Below are 15311 nucleotides of genomic sequence, written 5' to 3' on the forward strand. Positions count from 1 at the left end.
CGTTCCATCCGTGATTCAGAACGACGGAACCGAAGGAACCGAACAGGCCTCGACGATCGAGCCGTTCCCCCTGGACCGGCCGGGAGACTCCGCTCGCGTGATCCTGCGTCCGATCGCCGGCCACGACCGGGACGAGTTCCTCGGACTGACCCGTGCCAGCGTCGATTTGCACCATCCGTGGATGTCCATGCCCACCACGGCCGACGAATTCCAGACCCTCCTCACCCGCTACGACCAGTCGGACGAGGAGTGCCTGCTGGTCTGCCTGCGCGACACCGGGGCCATCGCCGGCACGGTTTACATCAACAGCATCATCCGCGGGCGCCTCCAGGGCGGATCCATCGCCTACGCGGCCTTCGCCCCCACCGCCGGCCGGGGCTACATGTCCGAAGGTCTCCGGCTGCTGCTGCGACACGCCTTCGAGGAACTGCGGCTCCACCGCCTGGAAGCCCAGGTCCAGCCCGGCAACACGGCGTCCCTCAAGCTGCTCCGGCGACACGGCTTCAGGCAGGAGGGCTACTCCCCCGATCTCCTGTTCATCGACGGCGCCTGGCGAGACCACGAACGGTGGGCCATCACCGCCCCGATGGCCGGGACCCGGCCGACCCCTCCGCACCACACCCAGCCCGCCCACTGACCCGCCACCCCCTCCCGCTCACCCGGCCCACCCGGCCCACCCGTCACCGCCCCTTGGCTCCGGTACGCCCCCCCCGAACCTCTCCCCCCGCCACCCGGGACCCGGCCCTCCGAACCGTCACTCCCTCCGGCACCCCGGCACGGTCCGCCGGACCTCTCCCCCGCCTCCGGCACGGCCCGCGAGCCCGGTGACGGCGGTCATCACCGCGCCCCGGCGCGGTGGACGCCACCCCGCGTTGCATGACCATGCGGCGTAATGCATAATCTTGTTTCATGTCCAAGGTTCTCACCTCCCTGCCCATCGGCGAGCGGGTCGGCATCGCCTTCTCCGGCGGTCTCGACACCTCGGTCGCCGTCGCGTGGATGCGCGACAAGGGTGCCGTTCCGTGCACCTACACCGCCGACATCGGCCAGTACGACGAGCCCGACATCGCCTCGGTGCCCGGCCGCGCGCTGGCGTACGGCGCCGAGATCGCGCGCCTGGTCGACTGCCGCGCGGCGCTGGTCGAGGAGGGCCTGGCCGCGCTCACCTGCGGCGCGTTCCACATCCGCTCGGGAGGGCGCCCCTACTTCAACACCACGCCGCTCGGCCGTGCCGTCACCGGGACCCTGCTGGTCCGGACGATGGTCGAGGACGACGTGCAGATCTGGGGCGACGGCTCGACGTTCAAGGGCAACGACATCGAGCGCTTCTACCGGTACGGCCTGCTCGCGAACCCCCACCTGCGCATCTACAAGCCCTGGCTGGACGCGGACTTCGTGTCCGAGCTCGGCGGCCGCAAGGAGATGTCGGAGTGGCTGCTCGCCCACGACCTGCCCTACCGCGACAGCACCGAGAAGGCCTATTCGACCGACGCCAACATCTGGGGCGCCACCCACGAGGCCAAGACCCTGGAGCACCTCGACACCGGCATCGAGACCGTTGACCCGATCATGGGCGTGCGGTTCTGGGACCCCGAGGTCGAGATCGCCACCGAGGTCGTGACCATCGGCTTCGACCAGGGCCGCCCGGTGACGATCAACGGCAAGGAGTTCGCCACCCCGGTCGACCTGGTGATGGAGGCGAACACGATCGGCGGACGGCACGGCATGGGCATGTCGGACCAGATCGAGAACCGGGTGATCGAGGCCAAGAGCCGGGGCATCTACGAGGCGCCCGGGATGGCGTTGCTGCACGCGGCGTACGAGCGGCTGGTCAACGCGATCCACAACGAGGACACCCTGGCGAGCTACCACAACGAGGGACGGCGGCTCGGCCGGCTGATGTACGAGGGCCGCTGGCTCGACCCGCAGGCGCTGATGCTGCGGGAGTCGCTGCAGCGCTGGGTCGGCACGGCGATCACCGGCGAGGTGACGCTGCGGCTGCGGCGCGGCGAGGACTACTCGATCCTCGACACCTCGGGCCCGGCCTTCAGCTACCACCCGGACAAGCTGTCGATGGAGCGCACCGAGGACTCGGCGTTCGGCCCGCTGGACCGGATCGGCCAGCTCACCATGCGCAACCTCGACATCGCCGACTCGCGCGCCAAGCTGGAGCAGTACGCCGGCCTCGGCATGGTCGGCACCACCCATCCCGCGCTCATCGGCGCCGCCCAGGCGGCCTCGACCGGCCTGATCGGCGCGATGCCGCAGGGCGGCGCCGAGGCCATCGCCTCTCGCGGCGAGGTCTCCGGCGACGACGAGATGCTCGACCGCGCCGCGATGGAGTTCGGCACCGACTGACCGGCCCTCCCCGCCGGGAGCCTCCGCCTCCGGGCACCCGCCACGGACGAGCTCGTTCCCGGCGAACGCGGCGGGGGTGGCCTCCGCCCCCGGGCGCCCGCCACGGACCGGCACCGGCCGGACCGGGCCACCGGCGGATGATCGACGGCCCCGCTCGGCACCACCGAGCGGGGCCGTCGACGAACGGCCGACATCCGGCCCGCACCCCCACGACCGGCCTCCGGCGGGCCGATGAGAATCCCCATCGGCCCGCGCGGTGGGCCGGGCCGCCGTCACCGGCGAGCGGCACACCGGCCAGGGTCGCGACGCTGAAACTTTCAGCCCCTCCAGGCCCTCCCGACGGACCGCTGAGACGATGCCCCGGGCAGCACCGGGCCCCGGGAAGACGCAGGTCGCGTACGACCGGCCGCCGGTCGGGAACGGCCGGGAAGGCCCCGCGGGACATCGATCCCGCGCGGCAGGGCCTCGCGGGGATCCCACCCGCCGCTTGACGGCCCCGGCGACGCTGTCGAAACTTGGCACACCTCCGCCTTCACGACTGTGAGGCCCCGGACACGCGACGGAAATGTTAACGCTAACAACACTCGTAACACGTCCGTGGAGCCATCGCCCACAGAGCAACCGTCCGCAGAGTAACCGTCCATAGGGCAACCGTCCGCAGAAGCCGTCGTCCGCAGAGCAACCGCCTGTAGAGCCGTCGTCCGTAACGAATCGTCCCCGGCGAGTCGTCCGCAACGAGAGGCACCCCCCTGTGAACAGACCCGCAAGCCCTCCCCCGCGAGGCGCCCGCCGCCGTACCGGCGCCGTTCTCGCGGCAGCCGTCCTGGTACTGCTCGCGGTGTGCCAGTCGCTCGTGGCCGCAGGCCCGGCCTCCGCCGCGACGATCGACACCAACGCCTGGTACGTCCTGGTGAACCGGCACAGCGGCAAGGCCGTCGACGTCCTCGACCTCGCCACCGGCGACGGCGCCCCCATCGCCCAGTGGTCCCGCAACGACGGCGCCTGGCAGCAGTGGCAGTTCGTCGACTCCGGCAGCGGTTACTACCGGCTGCGCTCACGCCACAGCGGCAAGGTCCTCGACATCCTCAACCACTCCACCGCCGACGGCGCCGAGGTCGTCCAGTACGGCGACCTCAACGGCGGCAACCAGCAGTTCCGCGTCGTCGACACCGACAACGGCAACGTCAAACTGATCAACCGCACCAGCGGCAAGGCCCTGGAGGTGTGGGAGTGGTCCACCGCCGACGGTGCCCGCCTGTCGCAGTACACCGACCTCGGCGGCGCCAACCAGCAGTGGCAGCTCGTGAAGCTCGGCACCACCGAACCGGTCCCCGGGGACGCCAAGCAGATGGAGGACCTGGACCGCGGCCTGATCAGCGTGCGCTCCGGCAGCGGCAACCTGGTCTCCTGGCGCCTGCTGGGCACCGAGTCCCGCGACACCACGTTCAACGTCTACCGGGGCGGCACCCGGATCGCCGGCGTCACGAACTCCACCAACTACCTGGACGCGGGCGCCCCGGCCGACGCCTCGTACACGGTGCGCGCCGTGGTCGGCGGCGGCGAGCAGGCCGACTCGGGGACCTCGCTGCGCTTCGGCAGCGGCTATCTGGACGTGCCGATCAGCCCGCCCAGCGGCAACCACACCGCCGGTGACGCGAGCACCGGCGACCTGGACGGGGACGGCAGGCTGGACCTGGTGCTCAAGTGGGAGCCCAACGACGCCAAGGACAACTCCCAGTCGGGGACCACCGGCCCGGTATACATCGACGGGATCAAACTCGACGGCACCCGGCTGTGGCGGATCAACCTGGGCCGCAACATCCGCGCCGGCGCGCACTACACCCAGTTCCAGGTGTACGACTACGACGGCGACGGCCGGGCCGAGGTGGCGATGAAGACCGCCGACGGCACGGTCGACGGCCGCGGCACCACCATCGGCAACGCGAGCGCCAACCACGTCAACTCCTCCGGCTACATCCTGAGCGGTCCCGAGTACCTGACGATGTTCAACGGCCAGACCGGCGCCGCGATGTCGACCGTCGCCTACGAGCCGGGGCGCGGCACCGTCTCCTCCTGGGGTGACAACTACGGCAACCGGGTGGACCGGTTCCTGGCAGGCACCGCCTACCTGGACGGTCGGCGGCCGAGCCTGATCATGGCACGCGGTTACTACACCCGGTCGGTCGTCGTCGCCTGGGACTTCCGCAACGGCTCGCTGACCCGGCGCTGGACGTTCGACTCCAACTCCTCGGGCAACAGCGGCTACGCCGGGCAGGGCAACCACCAGCTGTCCGTCGCCGACGTGGACGCCGACGGCAGGCAGGAGATCGTCTACGGCTCGGCCACGATCGACGACAACGGCGCCGGCATGTACCGCACCGGGTTCGGGCACGGCGACGCGCTGCACGTGGGCGACCTGATCCCGGGCCGGTCGGGCCTGGAGGTGTTCACCATCCACGAGTCGGGCAACCAGCCCGCGGCCGACGTGCACGACGCCCGCACCGGGCAGGTCGTCTGGCAGCGTCCGGGCAACGGCGGCGCGGAGGGACCCGGCCGCGGCGTCGCCGCCGACGTCTACGCCGGCAGCCCGGGGGCGGAGTTCTGGGGCGCGGGGACCAACATGGGCAACCTGTACAACTCCTCCGGGGCCTCGGTCGGCCGTACCCCCTCCTCGGCCAACTTCCTGGCCTGGTGGGACGGCGACCCGGTCCGCGAGCTGGTGGACGGGACCCGCGTCGACAAGTACGGCACCGGCGGGGAGACCCGGCTGCTCACCGCCTCCGGGGTGCACTCCAACAACGGCACCAAGTCCACCCCGTCCCTGTCGGGCGACCTGCTCGGCGACTGGCGCGAGGAGGTCGTGTGGCCGACTTCCAACAACACCGCGCTGCGGATCTACAGCACGCCGGCCGTGACCACCACCAAGATCCACACACTGCTGCACGACCCGCAGTACCGGGTGGCCCTGGCCTGGCAGAACACCGCCTACAACCAGCCGCCCCACCCGGGCTTCTTCATCGGCGACGGCATGGCCACCCCGCCGCAGCCGAAGGTCTACCTGCCCTGAGCCCTCGACCCGGCTCCCGGCACCCCCTCGGTGCCGGGAACCGGGTCCCCGGCCTTCGGCGACCTCACCCCCGGTCCACGCGGTGACCCGCCCCCGGCCTTCGCGATGATCCACTCCCGATCTTCGCGGTGACCTGCCCCGGCGTTCACGGTGAGCGGTGATCCACTCCCGGCCAGAAAGGACAGCCCGATGTCCCCCTCGTACAGGCGCCGTTCGCTGGTGGCCGCCCTGGCCGCGGTGCTCGTCATGATCGGCGGCCTGCTCCCGCCGGGAACGGCCCACGCCTCCCCCGCCGTCCAGTACACCAACCCCCTGGTCACCCAGCGCGCCGACCCGCACATCTTCCGCCACACCGACGGCTACTACTACCTCACCGCGACCGTCCCCGAGTACGACCGCATCGTGCTGCGCCGCGCCACCACGATCCAGGGCCTGGCGAGCGCCCCCGAGACGGTCATCTGGCGCAGGCACACCAGCGGCGAGATGGGCGCCCACATCTGGGCACCGGAGATCCACTTCATCAACGGCAGGTGGTACGTCTACTTCGCCGCCGGCCGGGCCGACGACGTCTGGCGGATCCGCATGTACGTGCTCGAAAGCCCGGCGGCCAATCCCCTGACCGGCGGCTGGACGGAACGCGGCCGGATCACCACCCCCTGGGACACCTTCGCCCTGGACGCCACCACCTTCGTCACGAACGGCGTGCGCTACCTGCTCTGGGCCCAGCAGGAGCCGGGGATCGCCACCAACTCCAACCTGTACATCGCCCGGATGGGCGCCAACCCCTGGACGATCACCGGCGCCACCACCCGCCTGACCGTGCCCACCCTGGCGTGGGAGACCCGCGGCTTCAAGGTCGCCGAGGGCCCGGCCGTGCTCCAGCGCAACGGGCGGCTCTTCCTCACCTACTCCGCCAGCGCCACCGACGCCAACTACTGCCTCGGCATGCTGACCGCCCCCGCCTCGGCCGACCCGCTGCGGGCCTCCTCCTGGACCAAGAGCGCGAGCCCCGTCTTCGCGAGCAACGCCTCGACCGGCCAGTACGGCCCCGGCCACAACTCCTTCACCACCTCGGAGGACGGGCAGAGCGACATCCTCGTCTACCACGACCGCAATTACCGCGACATCACCGGCGACCCGCTCAACGACCCCAACCGCCGCACCCGCGTCCAGAAGATCTACTGGAGGGCGGACGGCACCCCCGACTTCGGCATCCCGGTCCCCGACGGCGCGACCCCCGTACGGCTGATGTCCCACGACACGCCGGGCTTCGCGGTGCGCCACTGGGAGTACCGGGCCCGCCTGGAGGCGAACGTCTCCCCGCTGGCCGACTCCCAGTTCAAGCTCGTCACCGGCCTGTCCGGCTCGGGCACCGTGTCGCTGGAGTCCACCAACTTCCCCGGCTACTACCTGCGGCACCGCGACCACGAGGCCTGGGTGGAGAGGAACGACGGCACGAGCCTGTTCAGGGCCGACGCCGGCTTCATCCGCCGCGCCGGGCTCGCCGGCTCGGGCACGCTGTCGCTGGAATCGGCCAACTTCCCCGGCTACTACCTGCGGCACCGTGCCGGCCAGGTATGGGTCGAGCAGAACGACGGCACCGCCACCTTCAGGGGCAACGCCGCCTTCGTCCAGGAATGAGATCCGGCGAGCGGGCGGCGACCCGGGCGCAGCGTTCCTCGCGGGGTCCGGGCCTCCACGGGTCACGACCCCGCCCACGCCCCGCCCCGCCGAAAACCGGGGGCGGCGGAGAAAGGACCGCGCGGGCCGTGGGAGAACCCGGTGGATCGCGGGCGGCGGAGAAAGGAGCGCGGGCCGGGGAAAAACCCGGTAGATCGCGGACGGCGGCGGACCTATCCTGGCCGGATGGCCCCGTCGAACACCTCGTACGTCTGCCTGCCCTGCCGGGCCTCGTACAAGCAGGCGCGCCTCGCCCCCGGTGAGGGCCGCTTCGAGCGGTCCTGCCCGCGCTGCGCCGGCTCGCTGACCCATGTCGGTTCCGCGTTCGCCGCGCCGCGCAGGCGCGACACGGCGGCCTGGCGGACGCTCTCGCTGCTGCTGCACGCGGGAGTCGGCTTCCACCAGGGGTGCTGCGGCGGCCCCGGCTGGCGCCCGCGCACGCCCGCCGATGTGCGTGCGCGGATGACGTACGCCCGCAGGACCGGGGAGTCGTACGCCCGGGCCCTGGTGCTCCGCGACCTGCCCTAGCCGTCCCGCCGCCCGCCGTCGGCCGGGGCAGGCCCGAGGCCGGGGCGGTGACGGACGCGCGTCGCGTCACGGTCGGGGCGTCGTGGTCCCGCGGAGGCGCCGCGCGGCGAGGGCGAGGATCGCGACGGCGATCAGCGTGTAGACCACGTTGCCGACGCGGGCGACGACCGGATCGGTCGTGCCGACGATGGGCGTCAGGAAGAAGCTCGACCACGCGTAGGCGACGACTGCCCCCGACGCGGCGGCGAAGACCTGCGGCGGCCCCCACCCTCGCCGGCGGCCGTACCACCAGAGCGCGGCCACCGCCACGATCTCGGCCGACAGGCAGACGGCGACGCTCACCCAGCCGTGCAGGTGATGAGCGCTCTGCCGGACGGCGCTCGCCGCCACCAGCGATCCGGCGAAGACGAGCAGGGGCGAGGGGACGAAGCCGGACGGGCGGGAGGCCGTGGCGTTCGGCCGGACGGCGAAGGCGGCGACGACGAGCGCCACGGCGGTGACCGCGGTCGCGATCATCTGGGGCGCGGAGGGCCGGAACACCGGCACCCCGGGGGTCGTCCCCGCCGCGTAGAGCGCCCCGGCCCAGTAGAGCGCGACGGTGATCAGGAACACGACGGACGTGACGACCAGGCCGCGAGTACGCAGCCACGGCACCCGTGCCCGGCTCGGGAACAGGGTCTCGGCGAGCGCGATCGACGTGCAGACGCTCCAGATGACGTGCAGCGACAGCACGTAGACCGTCCATTTCGCCCCCATGCCGAGGAAGGGCAGGGGTGATTCGTCGAGCAGGCGGTGCCCGGCAAAGTCCGGGTTGAACAGGGACATCGTGGCGAAGCCCTCTTCCAGCACGCCGTAGGCCCCGGCCAGCAACGCGATGGTGGGCCAGCCCCGGCCGGTGCGCCGCGCGAGCTCGCGGACGAGCAGTGCCCCGCAGCCGTACAGCGGGACGAAGACCACCACGATGCCCACGCTGGGCAACGCGACGTCGCCGAGCAGCAACTCCGCCACGAACGGCGCGAGCAGCAGCAGGGAGACGACGGGGGCCCATCGCCGCCACCTCGGCTCCGGCCGGTCTCCGGCCGGTCCGGGGTGCGGGACGGGATCGGATGGGTGCGTGTTTTTCCACATGCCGATCTCCTTGTGTGGAGTGGTTTACGGCGGTGAGGACGGCGGTTCGACCTGCGCGCGACCGCGACCGGACGCCACTGGCATCGGCACGCTGACCTGCCGAATTGCCGTACGGACAATGACCAATCTATCGGCTGAAAGCCCTGCGACCCCGGCAACCGAGTTGCGTTGTACGACGCCGATGTTGTCTGTTCGGCGGCCCGCTTCCGGCCGCCGCCACGAGGTGACGGCGTCTCCTGACGGGGAAGGTGGGCGGTCATGACGTCACGATCGGCGCCCGCCCGCGACCGGGACCCCGGGCGGGCGGGGTACGCCGCGATGTTCGCCGTCGTCGCGGCCTACGCGTGCCTGCAGGTGCTGCTCCACGCCGGGGGGCAACGGACCTCGGGAGCGCTGGGACCGGCGGCCGAACTGGTGTTCAACCTCGCCGTCGACGGGCTCCTGCTGCTCATGCCGGGCCGCCCGCGGACGGCCGGCGTTCTCGTCGTCCTCGGCGCGGTGGTCGCGCAGGTCGCAGCTGTGGCCGCGCCGGGGCTGCTGACCTCCACCGACACGCTCTTCGCGGGCCCGGTGCCGCTGGCGACGCCCGTCGCGGTGTGGATCCTGGCCTACCTGCGGCCCACGCCCACGGCGTTCGCCTGCGTCGGCGCGCTGGCGCTGCTGAACGCCCAGCCGTGGGCGCCGACCTGGACCGGCCTCTACGTCGCCGCGGTCTACACCGTGCTGCCCGCCGTGATCGCGATGTACCTGCGGGCGCGGGCGCGGCTGCTGCACTCGCTGCGCGAGCGGGTCGAGATCGCCGAACGTGAGAGGCATCTGCTCAACGAGAGGGCCATCGCGGCCGAACGCCAGCACCTGGCCGCCGAGATGCACGACGTCGTCACCCACCACGTCACCGAGATCGTCCTGAGCGCCGGGGCCCTGCGGACGTCCACCGAGGACGAGGCCGTCAGGGCCGCGGCACGGCGGATCGGGGACCTCGGCTCCCGGACCATGGTCGAGCTGCGGGACCTCATCGGCGTCATGCGGAGCGGCGAGCGGGCCACACCGGAACGGGGGACGTACGACCGGGACGGCCACCGGACGGCACCGCGGGGCACGGACGACCGCGGCGGCGACCTGGCCGAGCTGACCGTCGCCACCGGGGCGTCGCTGCGCGTCGGCGGCGATCCCGGCACGGCGTCCCCTGTGATCTCCCGTGCCGCGTACCGGGTGGTGCAGGAGGCGCTGACCAACGTCCGCAAACACGCCCCGGGAGCCCGTACGACCGTCGACCTGCGCTACCGCCCCGAGGCGGTGAGCATCGAGATCCTCAACACCGCGCCCACCGAGTCCGCCGACCCGTCGCTGGTCGCGAGCGGGTCGCGGGCGGGGCTGGCCGGTCTGCGACGCCGGGTGTCCCTGCTCGGCGGCACCCTGCGGAACGGGCCCACCGAACAGGGCGGATACCTGGTCACGGCGAGCCTCCCGGCCTCGGTCCCAGCCGACGACCACCAGGAGCGACCGGTGCTCGTTCCGGTCGGAAACCACCAAGAGCAACCGGTGCCCGTCCCGACCGAGGACCACCGTGAACAGCCGATGCCCGTTCCGGCCGAAGACCCTCAAGAACGACCGGCACCCCTCCCGGCCGAAGACCACCGTGAACAACCGGCACCCGTCCCGGCCGAAGACCACCAAGAACGACCGGCGCCCGTCCCGGCCGAGGACCACCATGAGCGAGCTGTTCCCCCGGCCCCGCTTCCGCCGCGAGCCCCCGCGTGAGCGACGGGCCCGGCCGGGCCCGGCCCGCCGCCCCCCCGTCGCGTCCGGTGTGGGGACCGGCGCGGATGGATACGCTTGGGACATGACCACCCCCCGGTCGGCCGAGCCGCCGGACGACGCCGGTCAGGCCGGTGCCGACGGCCCGTCACCGGCGATCAGGGTCCTGCTCGTCGACGACGACCCGATGGTCCTCGGCCACCTGCGGACCATCCTGGGCTCGACAGCGGAGATCGACATCGTCGGCGTGGCGCACGACGGCGCCGAGGCCGTCGAAGAGGTGCTGCGCAACCGCCCCGACGTAGTGCTGATGGACATCAGGATGCCCGGTGTCGACGGGGTCACCGCCACCAGGGAGATCGGCCGGCTGCCCACTCCGCCCGCCGTCGTGGCGCTGACCACCTTCGACTCGGACGCCCATGTGCTGGGCGCGCTGGAGGCGGGCGCGATCGGCTTCCTGGCGAAGACGACGCCCCCCGAGGACCTGCTCGGCCTGATCAAGGTGGCCGCGAGCGGGCACAGCGTGCTGTCGCCCGGCGCCGCGCGACGCCTGCTGGATCGCTCGGCCCGCGCGGCGGACGACCGGGACGCCGCGCGAAGCAGGATCACCGTGCTGAACGACCGGGAGCGCCACCTGCTGGGCCTGGTCGGGCGGGGCCTGACGAACCGGGAGATCGCCGCGGACCGCTTCCTGTCCGAGACGACGGTCAAGAGCTACGTCTCCAGGTTGCTCGCCAAGCTCGACCTGGCCAACCGGGCCAACGCGGTGCTGCTCGCGCACGAGGCCGGTTTGGTGGACGACCCCGGCACGGAGGACGACCCGTCTCCCGGATGACGTACCCTCCCCCGGCGTGGAGGGACGTTCCTGGTGGACGACCCCGGCACGGAGGACGGCCCGCCTCCCGGATGACGTCTCCCTCCCTGTGTGGAGGGACGTTCCTGGTGGACGACCCCGGCACGGAGGACGGCCCGTCCCCTGAATGACTCCCCCTCCCGGATGGCGCTCCTCCCCCGGTGCGGAGGAACGGTCCCGGCTCCCCGGTCATCGGTACGCGCCTCGGGACGACCCGCTGTCGCGCGTACCGGCTGCCGATATGGTGACAACGTCAAGACGCGGGACGCGTCACAGCCGGTCTTCGTGTTCCGAGGAGCCTGTCCCGGTATGAACACCGCCACCAGCGCCACCTGGATCACCCGGACCGAGGCCGACGCCGACCTCGCCGCGATTCGCGCGGTCAACCTCGCCGCCTTCCCCACCTCGGAGGAGGCCGACCTGGTGGAGGCCCTGCGCGCCGACCCCGCGGCCTGGCGCCCCGGCCTGTCCTGGCTCGCCCAGGCCCCCGACGGGACCGTCGCCGGGTTCGCGCTGCTCACCCGGTGCCATGTCGGCGACGTCCCCGCCCTCGCCCTGGGCCCGTGCGCCGTCCTGCCCGGCCACCAGAGGCGGGGCGCCGGTTCGGCCGCCATCCGCGCCGCCCTGCGAGCTGCCCGTGACCAGGGCGAGAGCCTCGTCCTCGTCCTCGGCCACGCCGGGTACTATCCCCGCTTCGGCTTCACCCCGGCCTCGGGTCACGCCATCCGGCCGCCGTTCGACGTCTCCGACGAGCACATGATGGCGCTCGTCCTCGACCCCGCGCGCCCGGTCCCCTCCGGTGTCATCCGCTACCCGGCGGCATTCGGCGTCTAGCTGCCGGGCGGCCCCGGCGCCCACGACCGGTCACGGCGTGGGCGCCCGCACCGGGGCCCGAGTGTTCGCCGTCAGGAGGCGAAGACCTGGGAGTCGTCGGCGAACGCCTTGAACTCCAAGGCGTTGCCCGCCGGGTCGAGCAGGAACATCGTCCACTGCTCACCGGTCTGCCCCTCGAAGCGGACGTAGGGCTCGATGACGAACTCGGTACCCGCCGCGCGCAGCCGGTCGGCGAGCGCGTGGAACCCCGGGATCGTCAGGATCAGGCCGAAGTGCGGTACGGGGACGTCGTGGCCGTCGACGGGGTTGTGCACGCGCCGCGCGCGGCCGGGTGCCAGATGCGTGACGAACTGGTGGCCGCGCAGGTTCCAGTCGACCCAGGTGTCCGAGCTGCGGCCCTGCTCCAGGCCCAGCACCTCGCCGTAGAAGTGGCGCGCGGCGGCCAGGTCGTCGACCGGCACGGCCAGATGGAACCTGGGGATCGGGGAGTCGAGAACGGTCATGGGCTGCCTTCCTGGACGCGGGCCCGGCGGGTCACCGGACCGGAAGCGGTTGCCCCAATGGTGACATCACGACAGCGGGGAGAGCCCGCCGCCGGTGATCATCGTGACAGGGAGGGCGGACCGGACTCGGCCGCAAGGTGGTCGAGGAGGACCCGGCTGATGTCCTCCAGGTGCCGGACCTGCTCCGGGGTGAGCAGGTCGATCAGGTGTTCGCGCACGCTGGCCACGTGCGGGGGGGCCGCCTCCCGCAGCGTGGCGAGCCCGTCGTCGGTCAGGACGGCGAGCCAGCCGCGCCGGTCGTCCGCGCAGTGCTGCCGGCGCACCCACCCCTTCTGTTCGAGCTTGTTGATCGCGTGGGAGATGCGGCTGGGCTTGGAGTTGGTCCAGTGCGCCAGCTCGCTCATGCGCAGGGTCCGCCCGGGTGCCTCGGAGAGCAGCACCAGCAGCTCGTAGTAGGTCGGAGGCATGTCGGCCGCGGCCTGCAGATCGCGGTCCAGCCGGTCGTTCAGCAGGCGGGTGGCGAGCGCGAAGGCCCGCCAGGCGCGCTGTTCGTCGTCGGTGAGCCATCGTGTCACGGAAGTCATCGTACTCAAAAGTTGCGCGCTGAAATAAGCGGAGGTACTGTCCTGCTAAATATTCCAGCACTGAACTAAAAGGAGCGGCGCGGCATGTACCCCAGCGAACTCACCGGCACCTACACCCTCGACCCCGCGCACAGCCGGTTCGGCTTCGCGGCCCGACACGCGATGGTCACCAAGGTCCGGGGCAGCATCCCCGTCCGGGAGGCCACCGCCTCCCTGGACGCCGGCGACCCGGGCGCCTCCAGCGTCCACGTGGTCCTCGACGTGGCCGGCATCGAGACCGGCAACGAGAACCGCGACGCCCACCTGCGCACCGGCGACTTCCTCGACGCGACCGGCCACCCCTTCATCACCTTCGACTCCACCGGCGTCAAGCAGGCGGGCGACGACGACTTCGAGGTCACGGGCGATCTGACCATCCGCGGCGTGAGCAGGCAGATCACCGTCCCCCTCCGGTACACCGGGACGGCGGTCGACATCCAGGGCATGACCCGGGTCGGCTTCGAGGGCAGCACCGTGATCAACCGCAAGGACTTCGGCATGACCTACAACGCCGTCCTGGAGACCGGCGGCGTGATGGTCTCCGAGAAGATCACGCTCGAGTTCGACCTGTCCGCCGTGAGGACCACCTGAGCGCTCTCGCCACCCCCTCCCCGGCACGGGGGAAGAAGGGATCGACGTCCCGCTCACCACGCCACTGTTGACGCGGTGCGCGGTCATCACACAGACTACGAGCCAACCGGACGAGACCGTCCGGTTGTGGGGAGGCGCCTTCCGAGCCGTCCCCCGCGAATCGAAGGACGCTGTGATGACCGATCAGTGGGACACCGCCGTCGACGTGCTCGTCGCGGGTTCCGGCGCGGCGGGCCTGACCGCCGCCATCACGGCCGCCGACCTCGGGCTGGACGTCCTCGTGGTGGAGAGCACCCCCCGGCGGGGCGACACCACCTCCGCCTCCGGGGCGGGCCGTGGATGCCCGCCGGCCCGCTCATGCTCCGGGCCGGCGTACGGGACTCCGCCGAGGAGGCCCTGCGGTACACGGACGACGTCATCGGCGACGCCGGTCCCGCCTCCTCCCCCGAGCGCAGGACCGCCTTCGTCCGGACCGCCCCCGAGGTCGTGGCCTTCCATCGCCCCCGCCGTCGTCTTCGGTTACCGTGCCGCACAGCACGCCGCCGCGTCACGGTGACCCCGGGAGCCGGGCCGCGGGCAGGCGCGAACGCGCTCTCCCCGCCCCCCGGCGGCCTCACCACCGAAGCGGGCGACACCCCCACGGCCCCGGCAGCCCCGACGGCTCCACCGTCACCGAAGCGGGCGACACCTCCCACGGCCCCGACGACCTCGACGGCCTCGCCGTCACCGGAGCGGATAACGCCCCCGCCGCACCGCGCTCAGGGCTCGATCCCGTGGCGGAGCAGCGTCCACATCCGCTCGGCGGTCGTACGCCGCTCGGCGGCCGGGAGCCTGGTGAGGAGCCCGGCGAGCATGCCGACGGCCAGGAGCAGGTCGTCCGCGGTGACGTCCTCGCCGAGCCTGCCGGTCCGCCGGGCCTCGGGGAGCGTGCCCGCCAGCAGATTCCCCACCCGGTCGCGCACCTCGATGACGCGGGGATCGCTGGCCGAGGCCAGGGTCACCATGTCGACGAACGCGGTCGAGGCGATGGTCTGCTCGGTGAGCAGGTCCAGCACGTCGTCGAGGGTGGTGCCGGGCCTGGCGGCCAGCGTCTCCAGGTCGGCGACGCTGTCCTTGAACACGGCCAGCGCCAGGCTGATGCGGTCGGGAAAGTGCCGGTAGAGGCTGCCCTGCCCGACCCCGGCCGCCCGCGCGACCTCGGTGAGCGGCGCGTCGTATCCGGTGGCGGAGAAGGCCTCGCGGGCCGCGGTGATCAGCGCCGCCCGGTTCGCGGCCGCGGCACGAGGCCCTCTGTTGGGTCGACGCGTGGCAGTCACAGCGGTCACGTTACCAACCGGAGAATGACGTCCGATGGGCGCCGAAGGCGCCGCGACCGCTCGGCGGACCAC

Annotated in this window: 14 protein-coding genes; 10 read left to right on the plus strand and 4 right to left on the minus strand. The window is 72.2% G+C overall.

Annotation, left to right across the window (positions count from 1 at the left end; genetic code table 11):
- The first annotated feature begins 10 nt into the window (after positions 1-10).
- The 5 genes from ABT053_RS17520 (at position 11) to ABT053_RS17540 (ending at position 7633) form a co-directional block, all read left to right on the plus strand.
- Complete coding sequence (locus ABT053_RS17520) at positions 11-637, plus strand: GNAT family N-acetyltransferase (RefSeq protein WP_350970077.1); 627 nt, start codon at positions 11-13, stop codon at positions 635-637.
- A 272-nt stretch (positions 638-909) separates the two neighbouring features.
- Positions 910-2358 (plus strand): argininosuccinate synthase, encoded by a 1449-nt coding sequence (gene argG, locus ABT053_RS17525; protein ID WP_350970078.1) that lies wholly within the window; start codon positions 910-912, stop codon positions 2356-2358.
- Between the two features lie 751 nt (positions 2359-3109).
- Positions 3110-5425 carry a rhamnogalacturonan lyase family protein gene (locus tag ABT053_RS17530; RefSeq protein ID WP_350970079.1) on the plus strand — a complete coding sequence of 772 codons (2316 nt, stop codon included), beginning with the start codon at positions 3110-3112 and terminating at the stop codon, positions 5423-5425.
- A 189-nt stretch (positions 5426-5614) separates the two neighbouring features.
- Positions 5615-7066 carry a family 43 glycosylhydrolase gene (locus tag ABT053_RS17535; RefSeq protein ID WP_350970080.1) on the plus strand — a complete coding sequence of 484 codons (1452 nt, stop codon included), beginning with the start codon at positions 5615-5617 and terminating at the stop codon, positions 7064-7066.
- Positions 7067-7291: 225 nt separating this feature from the next.
- The gene (locus tag ABT053_RS17540; protein WP_350970081.1) at positions 7292-7633 is read left to right on the plus strand and encodes a hypothetical protein; all 342 of its coding nucleotides are present in this window, start codon (positions 7292-7294) and stop codon (positions 7631-7633) included.
- Positions 7634-7699: 66 nt separating this feature from the next.
- Here ABT053_RS17540 and ABT053_RS17545 read toward each other — a convergent pair whose 3' ends face one another.
- Complete coding sequence (locus tag ABT053_RS17545; RefSeq protein ID WP_350970082.1) at positions 7700-8761, minus strand: AF_0692 family protein; 1062 nt, start codon at positions 8759-8761, stop codon at positions 7700-7702.
- A 258-nt stretch (positions 8762-9019) separates the two neighbouring features.
- On the opposite strand from ABT053_RS17545, the gene ABT053_RS17550 reads away from it, so the two are divergent.
- The 3 genes from ABT053_RS17550 (at position 9020) to ABT053_RS17560 (ending at position 12206) form a co-directional block, all read left to right on the plus strand.
- On the plus strand, positions 9020-10522 hold the full coding sequence (locus ABT053_RS17550) for a histidine kinase (protein WP_350970083.1): 1503 nt from the start codon (positions 9020-9022) through the stop codon (positions 10520-10522).
- A gap of 82 nt (positions 10523-10604) precedes the next feature.
- Positions 10605-11354: a response regulator transcription factor gene (locus tag ABT053_RS17555; protein ID WP_350970084.1), complete on the plus strand. Its 750-nt coding sequence runs from the start codon at positions 10605-10607 to the stop codon at positions 11352-11354.
- A gap of 327 nt (positions 11355-11681) precedes the next feature.
- Entirely contained in the window at positions 11682-12206 is a 525-nt protein-coding gene (locus ABT053_RS17560; RefSeq protein ID WP_350970085.1) for a GNAT family N-acetyltransferase, read from the plus strand.
- A 71-nt stretch (positions 12207-12277) separates the two neighbouring features.
- Here ABT053_RS17560 and ABT053_RS17565 read toward each other — a convergent pair whose 3' ends face one another.
- Complete coding sequence (locus ABT053_RS17565; RefSeq protein WP_350970086.1) at positions 12278-12709, minus strand: VOC family protein; 432 nt, start codon at positions 12707-12709, stop codon at positions 12278-12280.
- Between the two features lie 98 nt (positions 12710-12807).
- Positions 12808-13284 (minus strand): MarR family winged helix-turn-helix transcriptional regulator, encoded by a 477-nt coding sequence (locus tag ABT053_RS17570; protein ID WP_350970087.1) that lies wholly within the window; start codon positions 13282-13284, stop codon positions 12808-12810.
- 93 nt (positions 13285-13377) lie between these two features.
- On the opposite strand from ABT053_RS17570, the gene ABT053_RS17575 reads away from it, so the two are divergent.
- Both ABT053_RS17575 and ABT053_RS17580 read left to right on the plus strand, forming a co-directional pair.
- Positions 13378-13923: a YceI family protein gene (locus ABT053_RS17575; protein WP_350970088.1), complete on the plus strand. Its 546-nt coding sequence runs from the start codon at positions 13378-13380 to the stop codon at positions 13921-13923.
- A gap of 175 nt (positions 13924-14098) precedes the next feature.
- Positions 14099-14479, plus strand: a complete 381-nt coding sequence (locus ABT053_RS17580) for an FAD-binding protein (RefSeq protein WP_350970089.1) — start codon at positions 14099-14101, stop codon at positions 14477-14479.
- A gap of 202 nt (positions 14480-14681) precedes the next feature.
- Here the strand turns inward: ABT053_RS17580 and ABT053_RS17585 are convergent, their stop codons facing one another.
- Positions 14682-15239, minus strand: coding sequence for a TetR family transcriptional regulator (locus ABT053_RS17585; protein WP_350970090.1), 558 nt, complete (start codon positions 15237-15239; stop codon positions 14682-14684).
- Positions 15240-15311: the final 72 nt, after the last annotated feature.

Origin of the sequence: Streptosporangium sp. NPDC002524 (assembly GCF_040295985.1) — a bacterium.
GTDB lineage: Bacteria > Actinomycetota > Actinomycetes > Streptosporangiales > Streptosporangiaceae > Streptosporangium.